The following is a 22,730-nucleotide window of genomic DNA, read 5'->3' on the forward strand; positions in this document are numbered from 1 at the left end:
GAACAGATTCGGGAAAGGTCCTACTTCACTTCTTCCAATGCCTGATTCAACGGCACATAAAATTCTTTGAACAATGCATCCACTGCCTCTTTGGCCTGGGGCGTGACAAACCCAGCCTCCAGCACCAGCACCTGATACACCCCACGCTTGATCGCCTCGGCGCTCAAGTGGGCGGAGTTTTCGTTGGTGGTGCACAAAAAACGCACCCAAGAGGTGAGGATGATCCAGGCATTGAGGGTCAGGGCTTCGGTTTGCACCGGGTCCATATTGAGAATACCGGCGTCGACGAACCCCTGGTAAATGGCGCCGCCCTGGACCAGGCAGCGTTGGGAAAAGCGCCGATAACCAGTGGCCAGTTCCGGGTCGCTTTCCAGCAGGTGTTCGAGGTCGCGGTGCAGGAAGCGGTAGCGCCACATGCCGGCCAATACGGCTTGCAGGTAGAAACGTTTGTCTTCGACAGTGACGGCGCGGCCTTGGGGCGGGCGCAGGAAACTGTCCACCAGGGCTTCGTATTCGCGAAACAGCAAGGCGATGATCGCCTGCTTGTTGGGGAAGTGGTAGTACAGGTTGCCCGGCGAAATTTCCATATGGGCGGCAATATGGTTGGTGCTCACACTGCGCTCACCCTGCTGGTTAAAAAGCTCCAGGCTGGTTTGCACAATGCGCTCGCTGGTCTTTACTCGTGGTGCCATAGGGGATCAGCTTCTGTACACGTGATGGGGCATCTTACGGCCTATTCTCGTAGGGATAAATCCGCATGTAGGCGTAATGACATTTGACAATTTAGAGTAATGACTCTAAAAATCCAGGCAGACCTATAACAATCGGGAACGCCGCCATGTCCGCCAACGTTGCCTACCTGCAAGATACCCAGGCGCTGGATCAACTCCAGCACCTGTTCGACACCCAGCGCCGTGCCTACGCAGCCAACCCGATGCCGCCAGCGGCCCAGCGCCAGCAATGGCTCAAGGCCCTGCGCGATCTGCTAAGCAACGAGCGCCAGGCGCTGATTAACGCGATCAGCCAGGACTTCAGCCACCGCAGCGCCGACGAAACCCTGTTCGCTGAACTGATGCCCAGCCTGCATGGCATTCACTACGCCAGCAAACACCTCAAGGGCTGGATGAAACCTTCCCGCCGCGCTGTAGGCATTGCCTTCCAACCCGCGTCAGCCAAAGTCATCTACCAACCGCTGGGCGTGGTCGGGGTGATCGTGCCCTGGAACTACCCGCTGTACCTGGCCATCGGCCCCTTGGTTGGCGCGTTGGCGGCGGGTAACCGGGTGATGCTCAAGCTCAGCGAATCCACTCCCGCCACCGGCGAACTGCTCAAGGCGCTGCTGGCAAGAATCTTCCCCGAGGACCTGGTGTGCGTGGTGTTGGGTGAAGCGGAAGTCGGCATGGCCTTCTCCAAACTGCCCTTCGATCACCTGCTGTTCACCGGCGCCACCAGCATCGGCAAGCATGTGATGCGTGCAGCGGCCGAACACCTCACGCCGGTCACTCTGGAATTGGGTGGCAAGTCGCCCGCCATCGTGTCGGCCGACGTACCACTCAAGGACGCCGCCGAACGTATTGCCTTCGGTAAAGCGTTGAACGCCGGCCAGACCTGTGTCGCGCCAGACTACGTGCTGGTACCGGAAGACCGGGTCGACGCGTTCGTCGCGGCCTACACCCAGGCCGTTCGCGGATTTTATCCGACCCTGGTCGACAACCCGGACTACACGGCCATCATCAATGAGCGGCAACTGGCCCGGCTGAATGCTTACGTCAAGGACGCCACCGACAAAGGCGCCACCTTGATCCCGCTGTACGACCAGGGCCAGGCACGGCGCATGGCCCACAGCCTGTTGCTGAATGTCAGCGATGACATGACGGTGATGCAGGACGAAATCTTCGGCCCGGTGCTGCCGATCGTGCCGTATCGCGGCCTTGACCAGGCCTTTGCCTACATCAACCAGCGCCCTCGCCCACTGGCCCTGTACTACTTCGGCTACAACAAGGCCGAGCAGAACCGCGTACTCCACGAAACCCATTCCGGCGGCGTGTGCCTGAACGACACCCTGCTGCACGTGGCCCAGGACGATATGCCGTTTGGCGGAATCGGCCCGTCGGGCATGGGCCACTACCACGGTCATGAAGGTTTTCTCACCTTCAGCAAGGCCAAGGGCGTGCTGGTGAAACAGCGCCTGAACGCGGCGAAGTTGATCTACCCGCCCTACGGCAAGTCCATTCAGAAATTGATCCAGAAGCTGTTCGTTCGCTGAAACCGCCACCCACGGGACAACAATAACAATGAACCCTAGCCTGACTGATTCACCTGCGCTGTCGCGGCGCGGCGTCTTGAAAATCGGCCTGTGCGCCAGCGCGTTCCTGGCCACCGCCGGGTTGGGCGCCAGCCTCAGCGGTTGCTCCAGCAGCACCCCGGCCAGCGGCTTTGCCCTGTTGCGCAGCAGTGACTTGCCGTTCTTGCGCGCGATCGTCCCGGTACTGCTCGAGGGCGTAGCCAGCGCTCAGGAAGTCGCCAGCGGGGTGGAAGACACGCTTAAAAAGCTCGACTTCAGCCTGCAGCGCCTGTCGCCGGAAATGTTCAAGCTCACCCAGCAATTGTTCGACGTATTGAGCATGGGCATCACCCGCGGGCCGTTGACCGGGATCTGGGGCAGTTGGGAAAACGCCAGCGGCGAGCAGATCCGCAACTTCCTGCACCGCTGGGAGAACAGCTACCTGAACCTGCTGCGCATGGGCCAGGGCTCGCTGCTCAAACTGGTGATCATGGCCTGGTACTTCCAGCCGGCGTCCTGGGCCCACTGCGGCTACCCTGGCCCGCCGAAGATCTAGCCTTGATAACCGCCCCCCTGTGGGAGGGGATGTGCAGTGTTTTCCCGAACTCAACTTCGTACAAAAATAAGAGTGCATTCCTATGCCCGTACCTGATCTGTTCCGCGACGGCATGGCCCGTGGCTGGAAAACCCACAATGGCGCCGCCCTCGACAACGACCTGACCCTGGAAGCCGACGTGGTGATCATCGGCAGCGGTGCGGGGGGCGGCACCACCGCTGAAACCCTCAGCGCAGCGGGCTACAAAGTGCTGCTGATCGAAGAAGGCCCGCTCAAGACCAGCAGCGATTTCAAGCTGCTCGAAGACGAGGCCTACACCAGCCTCTACCAGGAAGGCATCGGCCGCATGAGCAAGGACGGCGCGATCACCATCCTGCAGGGCCGGGCCGTGGGCGGCACCACGCTGATCAATTGGACGTCGAGCTTTCGTACCCCGGACGCCACCCTCGCCCACTGGGCCAGCGAATACGCTGTGAAAGGCCACAGCAGTGCCGAAATGGCACCCTGGTTTGAAAAAATGGAACAACGCCTGGGCATCGCGCCCTGGGCTCTGCCGCCCAACCCCAACAACGATGTGATCCGCAAAGGCTGCGAAAAGCTCGGGTACAGCTGGCATGTGATCCCACGCAACGTGCGCGGCTGCTTCAACCTGGGGTATTGCGGTATGGGCTGCCCGGTCAACGCCAAGCAGTCGATGCTGGTGACCACGATTCCGTCGACCCTGGAGAAGGGTGGAGAACTGCTCTACCTGGCCCGTGCCGAACGCCTCATCTACAGCGGCGACACCATCAGCAGCCTGGAATGCGTGGCCATGGACGCCCTGTGCGTGGCGCCGACCGGACGCAGGATCACGGTGAAAGCCAAGCATTACGTGCTCTCGGGCGGCGGCATCAACAGCCCAGCACTGCTGATGCGCTCGGACGCGCCCGACCCGCACTCACGGCTGGGCAAACGCACCTTCCTGCACTTGGTGAATTTCTCCGCCGGGCTGTTCGATGAGGTGATCAACCCGTTCTACGGCGCGCCGCAGTCGATCTATTCAGACCATTTCCAGTGGCAGGACGGCACCACCGGCAAAATGTCCTACAAGCTGGAAGCACCGCCTTTACATCCAGCGTTGGCTAGCACCTTGCTCGGCGGCTACGGCACCCAGAACGCCCTGGACATGAGCCAATTGCCTAACACTCACGCGATGCTGGCGCTGCTGCGCGACGGCTTCCACCCTGACAGCCCGGGCGGCAGCGTGGAGCTGCGCGGCGATGGCACGCCGGTGCTTGACTATCAGGTGTCGGACTACGCCTGGGATGGCTTGCGCCGTGCCTTCCACAGCATGGCCGAGATCCAGTTCGCCGCAGGCGCCACGTCGGTCAAGCCGCTGCATCACGATGCGCGCTACGTGAAAACCTTGGGAGAAGCGCGCGCGATGATTGAAGGCCTCAACCTGGAATTGCACCGCACCTGCCTGGGCAGCGCCCATGTAATGGGCGGATGTGCCATGGGTGAGGACCCCAAAAATGCGGTGGCCGACAGCCTCGGGCGCCATCACCAGTTGCGCAACCTGTCGATCCACGATGGGTCGCTATTCCCCACCAGCATTGGGGCCAATCCACAATTATCGGTGTACGGCTTGACCGCGCAACTGGCGACGGCATTGGCCGAACGTCTGAAAACGGCATGAAAAAACCGTCGATTAACGGCATGTATCTCCATAAGTCGACTTGGCCGACCGGGATGGCTGCGATACCATCCGATTCCCCAACGGACTCCGCCAGGACGACGCGATGAACCGAGTGTTGTACCCAGGTACCTTCGACCCGATTACCAAAGGCCATGGCGATCTGGTCGAACGTGCCTCACGCTTGTTCGACCATGTGATCATCGCGGTCGCGGCCAGCCCCAAGAAAAACCCGCTGTTTCCCCTGGAGCAGCGCGTGGAGCTGGCGCGTGAGGTCACCAAACACCTGCCCAACGTGGAAGTGGTGGGTTTTTCCACGCTGCTGGCGCATTTCGCCAAAGAGCAGAACGCTAACGTGTTCCTGCGCGGCCTGCGCGCGGTGTCGGACTTCGAATACGAATTCCAGCTGGCCAACATGAACCGCCAACTGGCGCCGGACGTTGAAAGCCTGTTCCTCACCCCGTCGGAGCGTTACTCGTTCATTTCCTCGACGTTAGTCCGTGAAATCGCCGCTTTGGGCGGAGATATCACCAAGTTCGTGCATCCGGCCGTGGCCGATGCGCTGACGCTGCGCTTCAAAAAATAATTCTGATGAGCGGTCCAGTTGTAGTCATCGGGCTTGCTGTGGTGAGCGGGCTTGCCCCGCGCTGGGCTGCGCAGCAGCCCCTCTGAACACACCTTGCACTGTCGGTTACACCTTGCCGTCAGGGTTTAGGGCCGCTTCGCGCCCCAGCGCGGGGCAAGCCCGCTCACTACAGACAAGCACCTACCTCAGGCTCGCACTGCGGGCGCCAATGCGGCACAATTGCGCGCATTAGTTTTCAGATGCCTTGGCTGACAGCCCTGGCAGGAGTTTCCATGTCCTTGATCATCACCGACGATTGCATCAACTGCGACGTCTGCGAACCCGAGTGCCCGAACGCCGCGATTTCCCAAGGCGAAGAGATCTACGTGATCGACCCCAACCTGTGCACCCAGTGTGTCGGTCACTATGACGAGCCGCAGTGCCAGCAGGTTTGCCCGGTGGATTGCATTCCGCTGGATGAAGCTCATCCGGAGACGGAAGAGCAACTGATGGAGAAGTACCGGAAGATTACCGGTAAGGCCTGACGCTGTTTAGCGCCTGTCATGGCCTCGTCGGGGGCAAATGTTCGCAATTCAAATGTGGGAGGGGGCTTGCCCCCGATGGCAATATCAGCCATCACATAGAATCAGCGCTGGCACCTAGGGCAAAACACACTCGCCCGCTGCCCCAGCACCACGTTGCGCAACTCGGTCCCGCAGACCTTGCACGCCTCCCCTCCCCGGCCGTAGACGAACAGTTCCTGCTGGAAATACCCCGGTTGCCCGTCGCCGCCGATAAAGTCTCGCAACGTGGTGCCACCGCGTTCGATGGCAGCCGCCAGCACACGCTTGATCTCGATCGCCAGCTTCAAATAGCGCCCACGTGAAATACCGCCTGCGGCCCGACGTGGGTCAATCCCCGCCGCGAACAGCGCTTCAGTCGCATAGATATTACCCACGCCCACCACCACCGCGTTGTCCATGATGAACGGCTTCACCGCCATCGACTTGCCACGCGACAGCTGGAACAAACGATCACCGTCAAACAGCTCGGTCAGCGGCTCCGGCCCCAGGCGAAGCAGCAGTTCGTGATTGTGCGGGTCCTGGCTCCAGAGCATCGCGCCAAAGCGACGCGGGTCGGTGTAGCGCAGGGCCATGCCCGATTCCAGTTCGATATCCACATGTTCATGCTTGGCCGCCGGCAGGCCGACCTCCACCAGGCGCAGGTTGCCCGACATGCCCAAGTGGCTGATCAAGGTGCCCACTTCGGCATTGATTAGCAGGTACTTGGCGCGCCGCTCCACCAACACGATGCGCTGGCCGGACAGGCGCACATCGAGGTCTTCCGGGATCGGCCAACGCAAGCGCCGCTCACGCACCACCACGCGGCTGACCCGCTGGCCTTCCAAGTGCGGGGCAATCCCGCGCCGGGTGGTTTCGACTTCTGGTAACTCGGGCATGTGTACCTCTTGCAAGAAGGATCAGTGGGCGCCGAGCTCGCGAATCGACAACTTCAAGCTCTCGAAGTCGTAGTCCGACAGGCCCACGTAGTCCAGCACCAGGTGGCTAATGGCATTCCACTCATGGTCCACCGCCTGGTTGCCCAGTACGCGGTAGGACGAGCAAATGTGCTCGGCCATTTTCAGGATCGCCAGCAGGTTTTTAAGCTGCGGATTGCGCGACGACTCGTCGCTGAAAATCGCCAGGGCATTGTGGTGGTTGGCGATCGCGTCGGTCACATGCTCCGGCAGGCGCCAGGACTTGGCGGTGTAGTAACCCACCACGGCATGGTTGGTATTGAACGCGTTGTTCTCGGTGTCGACCACGCGGCAGTCGGGGCCGGCATTCGCATACGCCTGTTCCAGCACCGACATATAGCTGGGAAAGCGCTTGAGCATCAGCGGTACGCCACAGTCGTGGAACAACCCCAGCGCGTAGGCCTCATCCACCGCCTGGGCGCCGGTGCGCTTGGCCAAGGTGAGGCAAGTCATGGCCACATCCTGGGCGGTGTCCCAGAAACGGTTGAGCGTGACGATGGTGTCGTCGCTCATCTCGCCTTTGATCGACAGGGCGTTGATCAGGTTGATGATCGACCGGCTGCCCAGCAAATTCACCGCTCGCTGGATCGAGGCAATCTTGTTGCTCAGTCCGTAGTACGACGAGTTGACGATCTTCAGCAGCGCGCCGGACAGGCCGGGGTCCTGGGAGATCAACCGCGCGATCACTTCCAGGTCCGGATCGGGCATGTATTGCTCCATTTGCAAATCCACCATGATTTGCGGCTGGGGCGGCACGCTGATGCCTTGCAGGGCCTGTTGGATCTGTTCGGCGGAAAGCTCTTGGGACATAAGTACACACTCTGGGCTAGGCAGGGATTCTAACCCCTAAGCAAAGCTGACTGACACCTCAAAACCCGAATTGAAACCGGATCAAATGTGGGAGCTGGCTTGCCTGCGATGCAGGCGCCTCGGTGTAACAGTCAAACCGAGGTGAGGCTATCGCAGGCAAGCCAGCGCCCACATGTCCGGCGGCGCCACCGAGCCCTATACAAAAAGGTATACTCCCGCTCTTTTTTCCGGAGCGACGTCATGTCCCTGCCAAGCCTGCGTCTCAAAGCCAACGCCGATCGTCGTTTGCGCAACGGCCACCTGTGGGTCTACAGCAACGAAATCGACGTGGCCGCCACCCCACTTCACGGCTTCCAGGCGGGCGACCAGGCCATCCTCGAAGCGGCCGGCGGCAAGACCCTGGGCATCGTGGCCATGAGCCCGAACAACCTGATCTGCGCCCGCCTGCTGTCGCGCGACATCAAGTTGCCGCTGGACAAGTCGCTGCTCGTGCACCGCCTCAACGTTGCGCTGTCCCTGCGTGACCGCCTGTTCGACAAGCCGTTCTACCGCCTGGTCTACGGTGACTCCGACCTGCTGCCAGGCCTGGTAGTCGACCGTTTCGGCGACATCCTCGTGGTACAGATCGCCTCGGCGACCATGGAAGCCCATAAAGAAGACGTGATCGCCGCCCTGACCCAAGTGCTCAAGCCGAGCGGCATCCTGTTCAAGAACGACTCCGCCGCGCGCGACGCCGAAGGCCTCAACCGCTACGTCGAAACCGTGTTCGGCCTGGTGCCGGAGTGGGTGGCGCTGGAAGAAAACGGCGTGAAATTCGAAGCCCCGGTGATCCAGGGCCAAAAAACCGGCTGGTTCTACGACCACCGCATGAACCGCGCCCGCCTGGCCCCCTATGCCAAAGGCAAACGCGTGCTGGACCTCTACAGCTACATCGGCGGCTGGGGCGTGCAAGCTGCGGCCTTTGGCGCCAGTGAAGTGTTCTGCGTCGACGCGTCGGCCTTCGCCCTCGACGGCGTGGAGCGCAATGCCGCACTGAACGGCGTTGCCGAGAAAATGACCTGCATCGAAGGCGACGTGTTTGAAGCCCTCAAGGAACTGAAAGCCAGCGAAGAGCGTTTCGACGTAATCGTCGCCGACCCGCCGGCCTTCATCAAACGCAAGAAAGACATGAAGAACGGCGAAGGCGCCTACCGCCGCCTGAACGAGCAAGCCATGCGCCTGCTCAGCAAGGACGGCATCCTGGTCAGCGCCTCGTGCTCCATGCACCTGCCGGAAGACGACCTGCAGAACATCCTGCTGACCAGCGCCCGCCACCTGGACCGCAATATCCAGATGCTGGAACGCGGCGGCCAGGGCCCGGACCATCCGGTGCACCCGGCGATTGTCGAGACGCGGTATATCAAGAGCATTACGTGCCGGTTGTTGCCTAATAGCTGATGCCGTTGGCCTGTAGGAGCCTCCGGGCTCCTACGAGCTTTCAGGAAGTTTCGCACCGCACCAGGTTTTGACTTTCCTCTGCTCAGGCTCGATCCTCGACCCCCTCACGGAATCGAGGCTCGCGCATGTCGGCAGCAATCACACACGCTGAAAAACCCTTCATTGTTTTCTGGCTGATGACCATGACCTTGCTGGGCGTCTTCCCGCTTGACGTCGTGCTGCCGTCCTTTCCCGCCCTGGCGGAACACTTCTCCACCTCGACCACCCAGATCGCCCGCTCAGTCAGCCTATTCGCTATTGGGTTTTCCTGCTCCATGCTGTTGATCGGCCCGCTGTCCGACAGGATCGGCCGCAAAAAACTGCTACTGGCCAGCATGGTCGTTGCAATCATTGGCGCGGCCGGGTGCTTGGCGGCCAGCAACACGCCCCAATTCCTGTTTTTCCGTGTCATCCAGGCCATGGGCTGCGGCGGCTTCATACTGTCCCAAGCGCTGGTACAGGACCTGTTCTTCGGCAGAGAACAAGAGCGGTTGCGGATCGCAATGGTCACGGCCGGAGGAATCTTCATTTCGATTTCCCCGCTGCTGGGCGCGTGGCTGCAACTGCACTGGGGATGGCAAGCAAGCTTCTATGTGTTTATAGCGCTTTGTGCCGCAACCTTGATCATGGCTCACCGGCTACTCCATGGCGGCTTGCCTCAAGCGTCAGCGAGCCAGCAGAGCATGTTCAAGGCCTACGCCAAGGTCTTCGCCAACCGCCACTTCGCCAGCTATGCCACGATCTCGGCGATTACTTTCGCCTGCCATTTCTCGTTCATCGTGGTTTCACCGCTGATTTTCATGGACCAGCTACAGCTGTCGCCCCACGAATACTCCTTGACCTTGCTTCTCTACGGCGCCGCTTACGTATCGGGCGGAATCTGTGCAGGCTTCCTGCATAAACGGCTACCGGCTGCGACCCAGATGGCCATCGGGCTGGTACTGATCGCGATCTCGGGCGTGGTCATGCTGTCCCTGGCCTATCATTTCGGCCTATCAACACTGACCGTGCTGGTGCCCATGCTGCTCTGCACTGCTGGCACCACAATCACCCGGCCCATTTCTAACTCCAAGGCCATGAGCTTGTTTCCAGACAACGCAGGTACGGCGGCTTCAGCCGTTGCAGCGGTACTATTCATTGCCGGCGGCCTTATCAGTGCATTCATCAGCACCTTTACGCACCACCTGAGCACTGCGCTGGGTCTGTGCTTTCTGATCCTGAGCATCGCCGCCCTGGTCCTGAACGCATGGGCACGGCGCCACCCGCACGTCCCGTAGCCGTTATCTTCACGGTTTCGGCCATTCCCTCCAGCCTCTAGCGGTGTAGAATCGGCCTATTCATCGCCAGTCATCCCCCGGCGGGTTTATGAGCTCGAGGCCCAAGCAAGCGGCGATCCCGCGACGCGAGTGGCAACTTCCGGACACACGGCTATTTTCGGGTGTTCCAGTCGTCAATTAGAAGCTCACTCCCCAGTAGTACCTGATAGTAGTTACTTGATTAGCCGCCCGGAGTGCTCCATGCCAGATTACCGCTCGAAAACATCCACCCATGGCCGCAACATGGCCGGCGCGCGCGCACTGTGGCGTGCCACGGGGATGAAAGATGACGACTTCAAGAAGCCGATCATCGCGATTGCCAACTCGTTCACCCAATTCGTACCGGGCCACGTCCACCTCAAGGACCTGGGCCAACTGGTCGCCCGTGAGATCGAACGTGCTGGCGGCGTAGCAAAAGAATTCAACACCATTGCCGTGGACGACGGCATCGCCATGGGCCATGACGGCATGCTGTATTCCCTGCCGAGCCGCGAGATCATCGCCGACTCCGTGGAGTACATGGTCAACGCCCACTGCGCCGACGCCATCGTATGCATCTCCAACTGCGACAAAATCACCCCTGGCATGTTGATGGCCGCCCTGCGCCTGAACATCCCGGTGATCTTCGTCTCCGGCGGCCCGATGGAAGCCGGCAAGACCAAGCTCGCCTCCCACGGCCTCGACCTGGTCGACGCCATGGTCATCGCCGCCGATTCCAGCGCTTCTGACGAGAAGGTCGCGGAATACGAGCGCAGCGCCTGCCCGACCTGCGGCTCGTGCTCCGGCATGTTCACCGCCAACTCGATGAACTGCCTGGTGGAAGCCCTGGGCCTGGCGTTGCCGGGCAACGGTTCCACCCTGGCCACCCACAGTGACCGCGAGCAGCTGTTCCTGCAGGCCGGCCGTACCATCGTCGAGCTGTGCAAGCGTTACTACGGCGAGAACGATGAGTCGGTGTTGCCGCGCAATATCGCCAACTTCAAGGCGTTCGAAAACGCCATGACCCTGGACATCGCCATGGGCGGTTCCACCAACACCATCCTGCACTTGCTGGCCGCCGCCCAGGAAGCCGAGATCGATTTCGACCTGCGCGACATCGACCGTCTGTCCCGTCACGTGCCACAACTGTGCAAGGTCGCGCCGAACATCCAGAAGTACCACATGGAAGACGTGCACCGCGCCGGCGGGATCTTCTCAATCCTCGGCTCGCTGGCCCGTGGCGGCCTGCTGCACACCGACCTGCCGACCGTGCACAGCAAGTCCATCGCCGAAGGCATCGCCAAGTGGGACATCACCCAGACTGACGATGAAGCCGTGCACACCTTCTTCAAGGCTGGCCCGGCGGGCATCCCGACGCAAACCGCGTTCAGCCAGTCGACCCGTTGGGACACCCTGGACGACGACCGTGAAAACGGCTGCATCCGCAGTGTCGAGCACGCCTACTCGCAAGAAGGCGGCCTGGCCGTGCTGTACGGCAACATCGCCCTGGATGGCTGCGTGGTGAAAACCGCCGGCGTGGATGAGTCCATCCACGTCTTCGAAGGCCGCGCCAAGATCTATGAAAGCCAGGACAGCTCGGTACGCGGCATCCTCGCTGACGAAGTGAAAGAAGGCGACATCGTGATCATCCGCTACGAAGGCCCGAAAGGCGGCCCGGGTATGCAGGAGATGCTCTACCCGACGTCGTACCTGAAGTCCAAGGGCCTGGGCAAAGCCTGCGCCTTGCTGACCGACGGCCGTTTCTCCGGCGGCACCTCGGGCCTGTCCATCGGCCACGCTTCGCCGGAAGCCGCTGCCGGTGGCGCGATTGGCCTGGTGCAGGATGGCGACAAGGTGCTGATCGACATTCCAAACCGCTCAATCAACTTGTTGATCAGCGACGAAGAACTGGCTGCACGCCGGGTCGAGCAGGACAAGAAAGGCTGGAAGCCGGTGGAGAAGCGTCCACGTAAAGTGACCACCGCGCTGAAGGCCTATGCCTTGCTGGCTACCAGTGCCGACAAAGGGGCGGTGCGTAACAAGGCGATGCTCGACGGCCTGTAAGCCTCGCCCATAAAAATGCCCCGCCAGGTGCGGGGCATTTTTTTGCCTGAAGCAACGCTCCAAAACAATGGAGATCAAATGTGTGCGGGCGCTCTTTAAAACTGTGGGGTGTAGGTCATGGTAAACATCACATTGCGCGGGTCGCCATAGTAGTTACTGCCCCAGTTTGCGTTGTACGCCGGGATGTAATACTTCTTGTCGAACATATTGTTCAGGTTCGCCGCGACGGTGAACTCCTGGTTGATCTTGTAGGCCACCCGCGAATCCCACAGCGCATTGCCGGGCACGCTGAACGTGCGGTCATAGGCGACGGTGCTGCTTTGTGCGGTCACGCCGGCGCCGACGCTGACGTTGCTCCAGTCCCCCGGCAACTGGTAGTCCCCCCAGACCTTGAGCAGGTGCTTGGGCGTCCAGGTGCTGAAGATCTTGCCTTCGTAGGTGTCGTCCTTGAGGAATTGAGTGGTGTTGTAGGTGTAGCTGGAGACCAGCTGCAGCCCCGGCAGCACTTCACCGCTCAACGTAGCCTCAAAGCCCTGGCTACGGACCTTGCCGGAGGCGAGCGAGCAGTACCAGCCGCCGCAGACTTTACCGCCTTGCAGGTCTTGAGCCGCCCGGTTTTCCTGGTCATAGCGGAAGAGAGCGAACGAGGTATTGAGCCGACCGTCCGCCAGTTCGCCCTTCAGGCCCAGCTCGTAATTCTGGCCTTCAATGGGCTTGAGCACGGTCAATGAGGTGGTCAGGTTGGTTTGTGGCTCAAAGGCATCGGTATAGCTGGCGTAGGCCGACCATTGCTCGTTGAGTGCATAAACCAGGCCAGCGTAGGGCGTGACGTGGCCATTGCTGTGCGTGGTGCTCCGGGTTGGGTCGCCGTACACACCCTGGAACCCGCTCTCGTCCCTGTAGGAATAGTCATACCAACTGGTGCGCGCACCGAGGATCAACGTCAGCGGGTCCGCTACCTTGACACGCCAGGTGCCATAAATGCCCTTCTGGCGAATGTCATACCAGCTCTTTGTCGCATTCCCCGCCTGGAACAACTGATTCCTGTCGCGCTGCGGCCGGTTGTGGTCGATGTTGAAAATATCTGCACCCGGCGTCGCCGCGCGCGCCCAGAAATCATCCGTGGTGAGTTTGGAATAGTTGGCGCCCAGAATCATTTCCTGCTGGAAACCCAGGCCTTCGAACTTGCCGTCGACATACACATCGACACCACGGCTCTTGGTGTTGAAGTCAGTGACCCAATCGACATACCGCACGATGCCGATGTCGCCGGGGTTGGGGATGGTGTCCCACGTCGCCTGGTAGGTCGCGTCATTGTGTTCGTCCATCGCCACCAGGGCGGCCTTCACTTTCCAGTCATCGTTGAAGCGATGCTCGATATCGGCAAACACCTGGGTCTGGTTATTGACGTTGCGGTTCCAGCTGGCGCCGACGAAGGTCGATCGCGACAAGCCGATGTCACTGCCGTTGGCGTAACGCGGCAGCGACATGAAGTTGGGGCGCGAATGCCCCTTCTGGTTGCTGATGCCCACGCCAACGGTGGTGTCTGGCGTGAAGTCGTAGTCCACTGCTGCATAGACCGTCTGATTCCAGCCGCCCGCGTAATCGACGAAGGAATCGGTGGTGTCGTAATCCGCCACAAACCGGCCGCGCAACGTGCCTTCGGTATTGAGCGGGCCGCCGGCATCGACTTGGGTACCGTAATGGTCCCACGAGCCGGCCTTGGCGGTGATGGTCACGGTCGGTGCCTGTTGCCCGCGCTTGCGCACCAGGTTCATGGTGCCGCCGGGGCTGTTCGCGCCTTGCAGCAAGGCGGCTGGGCCGCGCAGGGTTTCCACACGGTCGTAGATCGCCATGTTTTCGGTGAGGTAACTGCCCAACGCGTAGGTGTTACGCGGAATGCCGACGCCGTCGTATTGCAGGGTGCCGACTTCGAAACCCCGGGAGAAGATGAACATCCCAGGGCCGGGGGATTTGGTCGCCGTCAGGCCGGGCGTGCGCTTGACCACCTCGGAAAGCTTGGTGGTGTTCTGGTCATCCATCTGCTTGCGGGTCATGACGCTGACCGATTGCGGGATGTCCTTGAGCTTCTGCTCACCCTTGCCCAAGGTCACGGCGCCCGTGGTGTAGGAGCCGGTGCCTTCGGTGGTGGCCCCCAGGCGTTCGGCGCTGATGGTGGTGGCGCCGACTTCGAGGGCGCCGCCTGTGTCGACACGTTTTTCCAGGGTAACGGTATCGGCATTGATAAAAGCGGCGCTCAACCCTGTGCCGCCCAACAACTGGCCCAACGCCTCGCGCTGACCCAGAGTGCCACTCACACCGGGCGACACCACACCCTGTGTCAACTCACCGGACACCAACACCTGAACCCGCGTGACCGCCGAAAACGCCGCCAGCGCACCGTCCAGGCTCTGCCCTGGAATATCGAAGCGGTAGGCTTGGGCCTGGGTGCTTTCAGCCGCTTGCAAATACAGCGGCGCAGTGCCGCAGGCCAAGGAAATGGCCAGTGCCAGCAAGGGCCGTGCGGCGAATCGGTGTGCCATGGATGGTGCTCCCCGGTGCAAAAAGTCTGTGATCGGCGCCGCACTACTTGAGAGTGCTTACTATTTACGCCTCAGTGATCAAGGACGATGGCTTGCGGGGAAACCCTGAAAATATTTTGAAAAAGTTGCTGTCAGGACGCTTTGCCTTCGCGCAACACCAGTAAATACGGGGTGTAGTGCTCGGCGCGCAGGTTGAGGGTGTATTCCAGCGCCTTGATCACGGCCTCGGGCTTGTCGATCTCGAACACGCCGGACACCACGCGATTGCGCAGCGCATCACCGAGCACCAGGGTCTTGCCCGGCCAATAGCGGTTCAACTCGCTGACCACTTCGGACAGCGGTTGTTGACGGAACACCAACTGCCGCTGACGCCAGGCAAAGCCGCTGGCTGGATCGAAACCGTGGACGTCGGCGAGGCGCTGGCCCTGATACTCCACCGCCCGTCCCGGTTCCAAATAAACCGCCGTATCACCGCCGGAACTGACCTGCACCTTACCCTGCGCCACCTGCACTCGCGTCTGCGCATCGCGCCGTGCCACGCTGAACTGAGTGCCGACCACCTTCACCCAGCCATCGCCGGACTGCACTACGAAGGGCCGCGCCGGGTCTTTGGTGACGTCGAAAAAGCCTTCTCCACGCAGCAAACGAATCTGCCGCTCACCGGCACTCATGCGGACCTGCACGGCGCTGTCGGTGTTGAGCTGCAAGTGGGAACCGTCAGCCAGTTCGACCGTGCGCGATTCGCCGGTGCCAGTGGCGTAGTCCGCGCGCAGGCGGTCGAGCCAGGGCGTGTTCTGCACGGTCAGCCCCACCGCCAGCAACACAACGGCGGCGCAGGCCCAACGCCGGGCGGGTTTGCGCCAGGCAGCCTGTTCGGCGCGGCGGATCAGGCGTGCCGGTTCACGTAAGCCGCCGAGCATCGCCTGCACTTCCTGCCAGGCGTCATCCTGGGCCTGGCCCTGCCCGAGCCACGCGGCAAAGGCGTCCATTTCAGCCGGGGTTACATCCTCAGCCTGCAGGCGGAAATACCAGCCGGACGCTTCTTCGAATAGGTCGTCGGCAGTGTGTGTGGCAGTCATGACCGACGTCCTTGTGTTTCGCAGGCAAGCCGCGTCTTGATGTAAGCGCGGCATTCAATCAAGGCGCGACGCAATTGGTATTCCACACTGCGCGGGGTGATCGACAGGCGCTCACCAATTTCGCGGTAGGACAGTTCGTCGACATGATAGAGCAGGAAGATCTGCCGAGTCGCTTCGGGCAACGCCAGGATCGCGTCCTGCATGAGTTGCTCCTGTTGGTAGGCGGCCAATTGTTCGTCGGCACCTGGGTTGCCGCACGGCAACTCTTCGCTGGGCTCACCGGCATCCAGCCGTTCACGGCGGATGGCCTGGCGCTGGTGATCGCGCACCAGATTACTGGCAATGGTGAAGAGGAAGGCCGGGAGGTTGTCGATCTTCTCGCCGGAGTCCAGGCGCGCCAGGCGCAGGAACGACTCCTGGGTCAGGTCGGCGGCCACCTGGGCGCTGCCGGTGCGGCGGGTGACGAAGGCTTCGAGGGCTTTCTTCTGCTCCGCGAACAGGCGCGCGATCTGCGAATTCCAGGAGGGCACAGCACTACCTTGAGAAGAACGGAGGGTTCAGGAAGTGCGCACGCTAGCAGAGGATGAGATTGGTTCGCAATTGATATCTATTTTAGCCAAGGCTTTGCGGTGTCAATCAAATAGCTATCGGGGGCAAGCCCCCTCCCACACTGACTGCATTCTCATGTTGGAACTCGGTCAAATGTGGGAGGGGGCTTGCCCCCGATTAAAGCCACCTCAGGCTTACTGAATTTCGTCAGGTTTGACGATCACCCAGTTTTTGTCCGCCGTCACCGGCAACCCTTCCTTGGCCTGCGCCGCCGCGTGCTTGGCGATCATGCCGTTCAGTTGGGTCATGTATTTGTCTTTACGGTTGATCCACAGGTGGATGCCGCCCTTGGCCACATCCACATCGTGGAACAGCATGTAGCCGTCGCTGGTCGGTGTGTCACCGCCAACGATCACCGGCTTCTTCCATTCGTCGATGTAGGTGAGGATCGCCGCGTGCTTGCCCGCCATCCAAGTGGCCGGAGTCCACAGGTACGGGGTCAGTTCCAGGCCTAGGTTGGCCTTCTCGTCATATTTGCCGGCGGTGATCTGTTTGCGCGCGGTGGTCAGCTCACCGGTCTTGCGGTCCTTGAGCAAGGTGCTCACGCCGATGACGTTCTCGGGTTTGACGTTGTAGCCATACTTCGGATCGGCGGCGACCATGCGCACCAGCTCCTCGGAAGCGGCGGTCATCACATACACCTCGATGCCGTTTTCCATCAGCTTGTTGTACAGCTCGGCCTGGCCGGTGAAGACTTTCGGCGGTTGCACTTCGGACTGCTTCACCACGTCGCCGTCAAAATAACTGACGGGCACGGGCTTGCCGGAGGCCATCAGCTCATCGACCTGCACTTTGAGCTCCTTGAGGGTGAAGCCCGAGAACACTTGGGCGACCCACGGGTAGCAAACCATGTCGTCCACTTCGCAGAGGCGATAGTAGTAACTGAACAGACTTTCCTTATGGTCGGCGGTGTCTTTGAACGGCATAAGCTTGAGCGACGGATCAAGGCTGTCGCGGGTGATCAGGCCCTTGTTTTCCATGTAGGGCAGCAGGGACTCTTCGAGGTCGTAGCGGTAGCTGGTGTTGTCCATGTCGAACACCGCGAAGTTACCCTTGTTGGCATTGGCGGCGATCATTTCATTGAGCTGCTTGGCGGCAGGCGCCGGCCAGTGTTTCAACTCGGTGGCGGCGAACGCCTGGCTGATGAGTCCGAGGCAGAATGCGGCGGCTAGTAATTTCGGCGCGAACTTCATAGGCGGTGTCTCCCTGAGTGAAAGATACCGACGCTAACAAATCCCTGTGACAGTTCCCACGTTGAGCACGACCGTACGCGTCCTGATCCCGTCACCCTCATGTGCCTGAGCGTCAGGTGCTTATTCCAAAAACGACAGCCACCATTCCATATCGATATTAAATCAATATATTTCAAGCTGTTAGGCTTGCCGGTTCGCAGTCGCAGGCTCGCGCGATTGGCTGCCCTCTCAACGGAGTTTCAATGAATCTTCCCCTGATTCTCAATTTACTGGTGTTCGCGGCCCTCTTGCTGGGCCTGGCACAAACCCGCCGCACAAACTGGAGCCTCGCCAAGAAGGTCCTGTTTGCGCTGGTTCTCGGCGTGGTGTTCGGTGCCGTTCTGCACACGATCTACGGCGACGGCAATCCTGTGCTCAAAGCCTCCATCGGCTGGTTCGACCTCGTCGGTAACGGCTACGTACAACTGTTGCAAATGATCGTGATCCCGCTGGTATTCGCCTCGATCCTCAGCGCCGTGGCACGTCTGCACAACGCCTCATCACTCGGCAAGATCAGCTTTTTGACCATCGGCACGCTGCTGTTCACCACCGCGATTGCGGCGCTGATCGGTATCGCGCTGACCAACCTGTTCGGCCTCACCGCCGAAGGCCTGGTGGCCGGCACCCAGGAAATGGCGCGCCTGCAAGTGATCCAGAGTGACTACGCCGGTAAGGTCGCCGACCTGAATATCCCGCAATTGCTGCTGTCGTTCGTGCCCGCCAACCCGTTCGCCGACCTGGCGCGGGCCAAGCCGACGTCGATCATCAGCGTGGTGATCTTCGCCGCCTTCCTGGGGGTTGCCGCACTGCAACTGCTCAAGGATGACGTGGAAAAAGGCCAGAAAGTGCTCAACGCCATCGACACCCTGCAAGCCTGGGTGATGCGCTTGGTGCGCCTGGTCATGAAGCTCACGCCCTATGGCGTGCTGGCACTGATGACCAAAGTCGTCGCTGGCTCCAACCTGCAAGACATCATCAAGCTCGGCAGTTTTGTGGTCGTGTCATACCTGGCGCTGGGCCTGATGTTTGTGGTGCATGGCCTGCTGCTGTCGCTGGCGGGGATCAACCCGCTGCGCTTCTTCCGCAAGGTGTGGCCGGTGCTGACCTTTGCCTTCACCAGCCGCTCCAGCGCGGCGGCGATCCCGCTGAGCATTGAAGCGCAGACCCGTCGCCTGGGCATCCCGCAATCCATCGCCGGTTTCGCCGCGTCGTTTGGCGCGACCATCGGCCAGAACGGCTGCGCGGGTCTCTACCCTGCGATGCTGGCGGTGATGGTTGCACCGACTGTCGGTATCAACCCGCTGGATCCGCTGTGGATCGCGACCTTGGTGGCGATTGTGACCCTGAGTTCGGCCGGTGTGGCGGGCGTGGGCGGCGGGGCGACCTTCGCCGCATTGATCGTACTGCCGGCGATGGGCCTGCCGGTGTCGCTGGTGGCGCTGCTGATTTCCGTGGAGCCGCTGATCGACATGGGCCGTACGGCGCTGAACGTGAATGGTTCGATGACGGCGGGCGCGATTACCAGCCAGATCATGGGGCAGACGGATAAAGAACGGTTGAATGCGGATGAGCATGCTGAGTTAGCGCAGGCCTGATAGACCGCAATCGGGGGCAAGCCCCCTCCCACATTGGACCGCGTTCTTCAAAACCACTCGGTCAACTGTGGGAGGGGGCTTGCTCCCGATGCTCTTCAGCTTTTTCCCAAACTTCGAAGCTGTACGCTGGCTTATCACCCTCAGCCGCATTCTCGACATTCGATACCAGCGTCCACTGGCCCGCATCAAACTGCGGAAACCACGCATCCCCTTCCGGGCTCAGCGCCACCCGCGTCAAATACAGGCGATCCGCCTGCTCCAACCCCTGCGCATACAACTGCGCACCGCCGATCAGCATCAGCTCATCCACGCCCTGCTCCAACGCCCACGCCTCGGCGCGTTCAACCGCAGCATCCAGTGACGGAAAAACTTCCGCACCTTCGAGCGCCAGATCGGTCTGACGGCTAACCACCAGGTTCAGGCGCCCCGGCAGCGGTCGGCCCAGGGAATCCCAGGTCTTGCGCCCCATGATGATCGGCTTGCCGAGCGTGGTGGCCTTGAAATATTTGAAATCCCCCGGCAAATGCCAGGGCATGCTGTTGTCGACGCCGATCACACGGTTTTCACCGAGGGCTGCGATCAGGCTTAAAGGGAGAGTTTTTTTCATGGCGACGAGAATACCAGAGCCGCAGGTCTGCGGTTATGCTCCAACCTCACTTGCTCAACAGGACAGCGCGTGACTGCACTGAACCCCCTGCAAAAACTCTGGCTGACAGAAACCGTACGCCTGCGCGAAGAACACGCCGGCAACCTGGAAGACCTGGAAGCCAACCGCCTGGCCCGCACGGCCGGCGGTGACCTGCCGACGCGCATCCAGCAGCGCGCCCTGCACCTGGCCGAGCGCGATGGACTCACCGCCGCCCTCACCCGCTGGCTGCAAGGCGCGCGTTTGGCGCTGGTGCTGCTGGTCATCGTCGCCGTGATCAGCGGCGCCGGACTGGCCTTTGCTGCGCTGGGTAACGGCCTGACCCCGGTGAATGTGTTCTGGGCCTTGGGCAGCCTGCTCGGCTTGAACCTGATCCTGCTGATCAGTTGGGCGCTGGGTCTGATGTTTGCCGGCGAACACAGTGCCAGCCTGGGGCGACTGTGGTTGTGGCTCAGCGAAAAACTCGCCCGTGACGCTAAAGCGGCCCAACTGGCACCCGCGCTGTTACTGCTGCTGCAACGGCAGAAACTCAATCGCTGGGCGGTGGGTGTGCTGGTCAACAGCCTGTGGTTGTTAGCGTTGCTCAGTGCGCTGGTGATTCTTCTTACGCTGCTCGCCACCCGCCGCTACGGCTTTGTGTGGGAAACCACCATTCTTGGTGCCGACACTTTTGTCGCCGTCACCCAGGCCCTTGGCACCCTGCCCGCGTTGCTCGGCTTCAACGTGCCGACCGTCGAGATGATCCGCGCCAGCGGCGACTCGGCGCTGAATATCGAAAGCGCCCGCCAAGCCTGGGCCGCCTGGCTGGTGGGCGTGCTGCTGGTCTACGGCCTGCTGCCCCGCCTGGTCCTCGCGCTGCTGTGCCTATGGCGCTGGAAACGCGGGCGCGCGGCATTGCGCCTGGACCTGAACCTGCCGGGCTACAGCCAACTGCGTGAGCGTTTGATGCCGAGCAGCGAGCGCCTCGGCGTCAACGACGCCGCACCCGAACAGCTGCATCACGTCAGCGGCGGCGTCAGTGAACTGGAAAGCGACGGCGCGCTGGTGGTCGCCATCGAATTGGACGATCAACACGCTTGGCCACCCAAACTGCCGGCCAGCGTGAAGAACGCCGGCATCCTCGACAGCCGCGAATCGCGCCACAAACTGCTCGAACAACTGACGCGCTTTCCGCCCGCACGCCTGGCCATTGCCTGCGACCCGCGCCGTTCGCCCGACCGTGGCAGCCTGGCGCTGATCGCCGAGTTGGCGCGCAGCGCCACCGCCACCCGCGTGTGGTTGCTGCAAGCCCCGTCCGGCCAGGCCTTGGACGCCGAACGCTTGGGCGACTGGCACGCCGCATTGCAACAGCTTGAGCTGCCGTTCGCCGATTGTGCGCCATTGAACTGGCTGGAGAGCGGTCATGACTAAGCCCCTGAAACTCGCCGTGGTCGGCCACACCAATGTCGGCAAGACCTCGCTGCTGCGCACCCTCACGCGTGACGTGGGCTTTGGCGAAGTCTCCCACCGCCCCAGCACCACGCGGCATGTCGAAGGCGCGCGTTTGTCGGTGGACGGCGAAGCCTTGCTGGAGCTGTACGACACGCCCGGACTGGAAGACGCCATCGCCCTGCTCGATTACCTGGAGCGCCTGGATCGCCCCGGCGAACGCCTCGACGGCCCGGCACGCTTGGCGCGCTTTTTGGAGGGCAGCGAAGCCCGCCAGCGCTTCGAGCAGGAAGCCAAAGTGCTGCGCCAACTGCTGGCCTCCGACGCCGGGTTGTACGTGATCGACGCCCGCGAGCCGGTACTGGCCAAGTACCGCGATGAGCTGCAAGTGCTGGCCAGCTGCGGTAAGCCGCTGCTGCCGGTGCTCAACTTTGTCAGCAGCAGCGACCACCGCGAGCCGGACTGGCGCGAAGCCCTCGCCCGCCTTGGCCTGCATGCGCTGGTGCGCTTCGACAGCGTGGCGCCGCCGGAAGACGGCGAACGACGCTTGTATGAAAGCCTTGCCTTGCTGCTGGAGAACGCGCGGCCACAGCTGGAGCGGTTGATTCTCGACCAGCAAGCCCAACGCCAGGCCCGTCAGCAAAGCGCCGCGCGCTTGATCGCCGAGCTGCTGATCGACTGCGCCGCCTGCCGCCGCAGCGTGCTCACCGAAGATGAACAGCAAGCCATCGGTGACCTGCGCAAAGCCGTACGCCAACGCGAACAAAAATGCGTGGAAGCCTTGCTCAAATTATTCGGCTTCCGCCCGCAGGACGCCGCCGCCAGCGACCTTCCCTTGCTGGACGGGCGCTGGGGCGATGACCTGTTCAACCCGGAAACCCTCAAGCAACTGGGCGTGCGCGTCGGCGGCGGGATCGCGGCAGGCGCGGCCGCAGGGGCCGGTGTGGATTTATTGGTCGGTGGCTTGACGCTTGGCGCCGCCGCCCTGGCTGGCGCGATTGCCGGTGGCGCACTGCAAACCGCACGCAGTTATGGCAGCCGCCTGTTGGGCAAAATCAAAGGCCAGCGCGAGCTGACCGTCGACGACAGCGTGTTGCGCCTGCTCGCCCTGCGCCAACGCCAGTTGCTCAAGGCCCTCAACCTGCGCGGCCATGCGGCGATGCACAGCATCAAGGTCGACACGCCCCAGGACAAAAGCTGGCGCGAAGGCAAGTTGCCGGACGCATTGCACAAAGCCCGCGCCCATCCGCAGTGGTCGTCGCTGAACCCGCATGCCAAGCTGAGCCAGGCAGAGCGCAACGAACAGATCGAAAGCCTGGCCAACGCACTCTGAGAC

Annotated in this window: 19 protein-coding genes; 11 read left to right on the top strand and 8 right to left on the bottom strand. The window is 61.5% G+C overall.

Features of this window, described 5'->3' with window-relative positions:
- Positions 1 to 20 precede the first annotated feature (20 nt).
- The gene (locus tag K7431_RS05815) at positions 21 to 692 is read right to left on the bottom strand and encodes a TetR/AcrR family transcriptional regulator (RefSeq protein WP_015886364.1); all 672 of its coding nucleotides are present in this window, start codon (positions 690 to 692) and stop codon (positions 21 to 23) included.
- Between the two features lie 146 nt (positions 693 to 838).
- On the opposite strand from K7431_RS05815, the gene K7431_RS05820 reads away from it, so the two are divergent.
- The 5 genes from K7431_RS05820 to K7431_RS05840 all read left to right on the top strand — a co-directional run bounded on the left by K7431_RS05820 (position 839) and on the right by K7431_RS05840 (position 5,625).
- The gene (locus K7431_RS05820; RefSeq protein WP_015886365.1) at positions 839 to 2,266 is read left to right on the top strand and encodes a coniferyl aldehyde dehydrogenase; all 1,428 of its coding nucleotides are present in this window, start codon (positions 839 to 841) and stop codon (positions 2,264 to 2,266) included.
- Between the two features lie 28 nt (positions 2,267 to 2,294).
- Positions 2,295 to 2,840, top strand: a complete 546-nt coding sequence (locus K7431_RS05825; RefSeq protein WP_015886366.1) for a hypothetical protein — start codon at positions 2,295 to 2,297, stop codon at positions 2,838 to 2,840.
- An 82-nt stretch (positions 2,841 to 2,922) separates the two neighbouring features.
- Positions 2,923 to 4,518 (top strand): GMC family oxidoreductase, encoded by a 1,596-nt coding sequence (locus K7431_RS05830; RefSeq protein WP_015886367.1) that lies wholly within the window; start codon positions 2,923 to 2,925, stop codon positions 4,516 to 4,518.
- A gap of 103 nt (positions 4,519 to 4,621) precedes the next feature.
- On the top strand, positions 4,622 to 5,101 hold the full coding sequence (gene coaD / locus K7431_RS05835) for a pantetheine-phosphate adenylyltransferase (RefSeq protein WP_003176711.1): 480 nt from the start codon (positions 4,622 to 4,624) through the stop codon (positions 5,099 to 5,101).
- 272 nt (positions 5,102 to 5,373) lie between these two features.
- Positions 5,374 to 5,625: a YfhL family 4Fe-4S dicluster ferredoxin gene (locus K7431_RS05840; RefSeq protein ID WP_003195146.1), complete on the top strand. Its 252-nt coding sequence runs from the start codon at positions 5,374 to 5,376 to the stop codon at positions 5,623 to 5,625.
- 101 nt (positions 5,626 to 5,726) lie between these two features.
- On the opposite strand, the gene mutM is transcribed toward K7431_RS05840, so the two are convergent.
- Positions 5,727 to 6,539, bottom strand: a complete 813-nt coding sequence (gene mutM / locus K7431_RS05845; RefSeq protein ID WP_015886368.1) for a bifunctional DNA-formamidopyrimidine glycosylase/DNA-(apurinic or apyrimidinic site) lyase — start codon at positions 6,537 to 6,539, stop codon at positions 5,727 to 5,729.
- 21 nt (positions 6,540 to 6,560) lie between these two features.
- Complete coding sequence (locus tag K7431_RS05850; RefSeq protein WP_173390415.1) at positions 6,561 to 7,373, bottom strand: HDOD domain-containing protein; 813 nt, start codon at positions 7,371 to 7,373, stop codon at positions 6,561 to 6,563.
- A gap of 294 nt (positions 7,374 to 7,667) precedes the next feature.
- Between K7431_RS05850 and K7431_RS05855 the strand changes: the two genes are divergently transcribed.
- The 3 genes from K7431_RS05855 to ilvD all read left to right on the top strand — a co-directional run bounded on the left by K7431_RS05855 (position 7,668) and on the right by ilvD (position 12,262).
- Positions 7,668 to 8,864: a class I SAM-dependent rRNA methyltransferase gene (locus K7431_RS05855; RefSeq protein ID WP_015886370.1), complete on the top strand. Its 1,197-nt coding sequence runs from the start codon at positions 7,668 to 7,670 to the stop codon at positions 8,862 to 8,864.
- Between the two features lie 125 nt (positions 8,865 to 8,989).
- On the top strand, positions 8,990 to 10,180 hold the full coding sequence (locus K7431_RS05860) for an MFS transporter (protein WP_015886371.1): 1,191 nt from the start codon (positions 8,990 to 8,992) through the stop codon (positions 10,178 to 10,180).
- A gap of 240 nt (positions 10,181 to 10,420) precedes the next feature.
- Positions 10,421 to 12,262 carry a dihydroxy-acid dehydratase gene (ilvD, locus tag K7431_RS05865; protein WP_003195159.1) on the top strand — a complete coding sequence of 614 codons (1,842 nt, stop codon included), beginning with the start codon at positions 10,421 to 10,423 and terminating at the stop codon, positions 12,260 to 12,262.
- Between the two features lie 95 nt (positions 12,263 to 12,357).
- Here ilvD and K7431_RS05870 read toward each other — a convergent pair whose 3' ends face one another.
- The 4 genes from K7431_RS05870 to K7431_RS05885 form a co-directional block, all read right to left on the bottom strand.
- Complete coding sequence (locus K7431_RS05870) at positions 12,358 to 14,805, bottom strand: TonB-dependent siderophore receptor (RefSeq protein WP_015886372.1); 2,448 nt, start codon at positions 14,803 to 14,805, stop codon at positions 12,358 to 12,360.
- 131 nt (positions 14,806 to 14,936) lie between these two features.
- Positions 14,937 to 15,884, bottom strand: coding sequence for a FecR family protein (locus K7431_RS05875; protein ID WP_015886373.1), 948 nt, complete (start codon positions 15,882 to 15,884; stop codon positions 14,937 to 14,939).
- Positions 15,881 to 16,414 (bottom strand): RNA polymerase sigma factor, encoded by a 534-nt coding sequence (locus K7431_RS05880; protein ID WP_015886374.1) that lies wholly within the window; start codon positions 16,412 to 16,414, stop codon positions 15,881 to 15,883. Before K7431_RS05880 ends, K7431_RS05875 begins: the two co-directional genes overlap by 4 nt.
- Positions 16,415 to 16,627: 213 nt before the next feature.
- The gene (locus K7431_RS05885) at positions 16,628 to 17,686 is read right to left on the bottom strand and encodes a hypothetical protein (protein ID WP_015886375.1); all 1,059 of its coding nucleotides are present in this window, start codon (positions 17,684 to 17,686) and stop codon (positions 16,628 to 16,630) included.
- A gap of 242 nt (positions 17,687 to 17,928) precedes the next feature.
- Here K7431_RS05885 and K7431_RS05890 point away from each other — a divergent pair, with 242 nt between their 5' ends.
- A complete protein-coding gene (locus K7431_RS05890) occupies positions 17,929 to 19,320 on the top strand; it encodes an L-cystine transporter (RefSeq protein WP_015886376.1) in 1,392 nt (463 codons plus the stop codon).
- Positions 19,321 to 19,381: 61 nt separating this feature from the next.
- Here K7431_RS05890 and K7431_RS05895 read toward each other — a convergent pair whose 3' ends face one another.
- Complete coding sequence (locus tag K7431_RS05895; RefSeq protein WP_015886377.1) at positions 19,382 to 19,927, bottom strand: dihydrofolate reductase; 546 nt, start codon at positions 19,925 to 19,927, stop codon at positions 19,382 to 19,384.
- 69 nt (positions 19,928 to 19,996) lie between these two features.
- On the opposite strand from K7431_RS05895, the gene K7431_RS05900 reads away from it, so the two are divergent.
- Both K7431_RS05900 and K7431_RS05905 read left to right on the top strand, forming a co-directional pair.
- A complete protein-coding gene (locus K7431_RS05900) occupies positions 19,997 to 21,376 on the top strand; it encodes a DUF2868 domain-containing protein (RefSeq protein WP_015886378.1) in 1,380 nt (459 codons plus the stop codon).
- Positions 21,369 to 22,727 (top strand): DUF3482 domain-containing protein, encoded by a 1,359-nt coding sequence (locus tag K7431_RS05905; protein ID WP_015886379.1) that lies wholly within the window; start codon positions 21,369 to 21,371, stop codon positions 22,725 to 22,727. The genes K7431_RS05900 and K7431_RS05905 overlap by 8 nt, the downstream gene beginning before the upstream one ends.
- Positions 22,728 to 22,730 lie beyond the last annotated feature (3 nt).

The sequence above is a fragment of the Pseudomonas fluorescens group sp. genome (assembly GCF_020093335.1).
Lineage (GTDB): Bacteria > Pseudomonadota > Gammaproteobacteria > Pseudomonadales > Pseudomonadaceae > Aquipseudomonas > Aquipseudomonas petroselini.

What these genes read in the sequence shown, in the direction of transcription:
- K7431_RS05815 (WP_015886364.1), bottom strand. Translation starts at nt 692, where the DNA reads ATGGCACCACGAGTAAAGACCAGCGAGCGCATTGTGCAAACCAGCCTG.
- K7431_RS05820 (WP_015886365.1), top strand. Translation starts at nt 839, where the DNA reads ATGTCCGCCAACGTTGCCTACCTGCAAGATACCCAGGCGCTGGATCAA.
- K7431_RS05825 (WP_015886366.1), top strand. Translation starts at nt 2,295, where the DNA reads ATGAACCCTAGCCTGACTGATTCACCTGCGCTGTCGCGGCGCGGCGTC.
- K7431_RS05830 (WP_015886367.1), top strand. Translation starts at nt 2,923, where the DNA reads ATGCCCGTACCTGATCTGTTCCGCGACGGCATGGCCCGTGGCTGGAAA.
- coaD (WP_003176711.1), top strand. Translation starts at nt 4,622, where the DNA reads ATGAACCGAGTGTTGTACCCAGGTACCTTCGACCCGATTACCAAAGGC.
- K7431_RS05840 (WP_003195146.1), top strand. Translation starts at nt 5,374, where the DNA reads ATGTCCTTGATCATCACCGACGATTGCATCAACTGCGACGTCTGCGAA.
- mutM (WP_015886368.1), bottom strand. Translation starts at nt 6,539, where the DNA reads ATGCCCGAGTTACCAGAAGTCGAAACCACCCGGCGCGGGATTGCCCCG.
- K7431_RS05855 (WP_015886370.1), top strand. Translation starts at nt 7,668, where the DNA reads ATGTCCCTGCCAAGCCTGCGTCTCAAAGCCAACGCCGATCGTCGTTTG.
- K7431_RS05860 (WP_015886371.1), top strand. Translation starts at nt 8,990, where the DNA reads ATGTCGGCAGCAATCACACACGCTGAAAAACCCTTCATTGTTTTCTGG.
- ilvD (WP_003195159.1), top strand. Translation starts at nt 10,421, where the DNA reads ATGCCAGATTACCGCTCGAAAACATCCACCCATGGCCGCAACATGGCC.
- K7431_RS05870 (WP_015886372.1), bottom strand. Translation starts at nt 14,805, where the DNA reads ATGGCACACCGATTCGCCGCACGGCCCTTGCTGGCACTGGCCATTTCC.
- K7431_RS05875 (WP_015886373.1), bottom strand. Translation starts at nt 15,884, where the DNA reads ATGACTGCCACACACACTGCCGACGACCTATTCGAAGAAGCGTCCGGC.
- K7431_RS05885 (WP_015886375.1), bottom strand. Translation starts at nt 17,686, where the DNA reads ATGAAGTTCGCGCCGAAATTACTAGCCGCCGCATTCTGCCTCGGACTC.
- K7431_RS05890 (WP_015886376.1), top strand. Translation starts at nt 17,929, where the DNA reads ATGAATCTTCCCCTGATTCTCAATTTACTGGTGTTCGCGGCCCTCTTG.
- K7431_RS05895 (WP_015886377.1), bottom strand. Translation starts at nt 19,927, where the DNA reads ATGAAAAAAACTCTCCCTTTAAGCCTGATCGCAGCCCTCGGTGAAAAC.
- K7431_RS05905 (WP_015886379.1), top strand. Translation starts at nt 21,369, where the DNA reads ATGACTAAGCCCCTGAAACTCGCCGTGGTCGGCCACACCAATGTCGGC.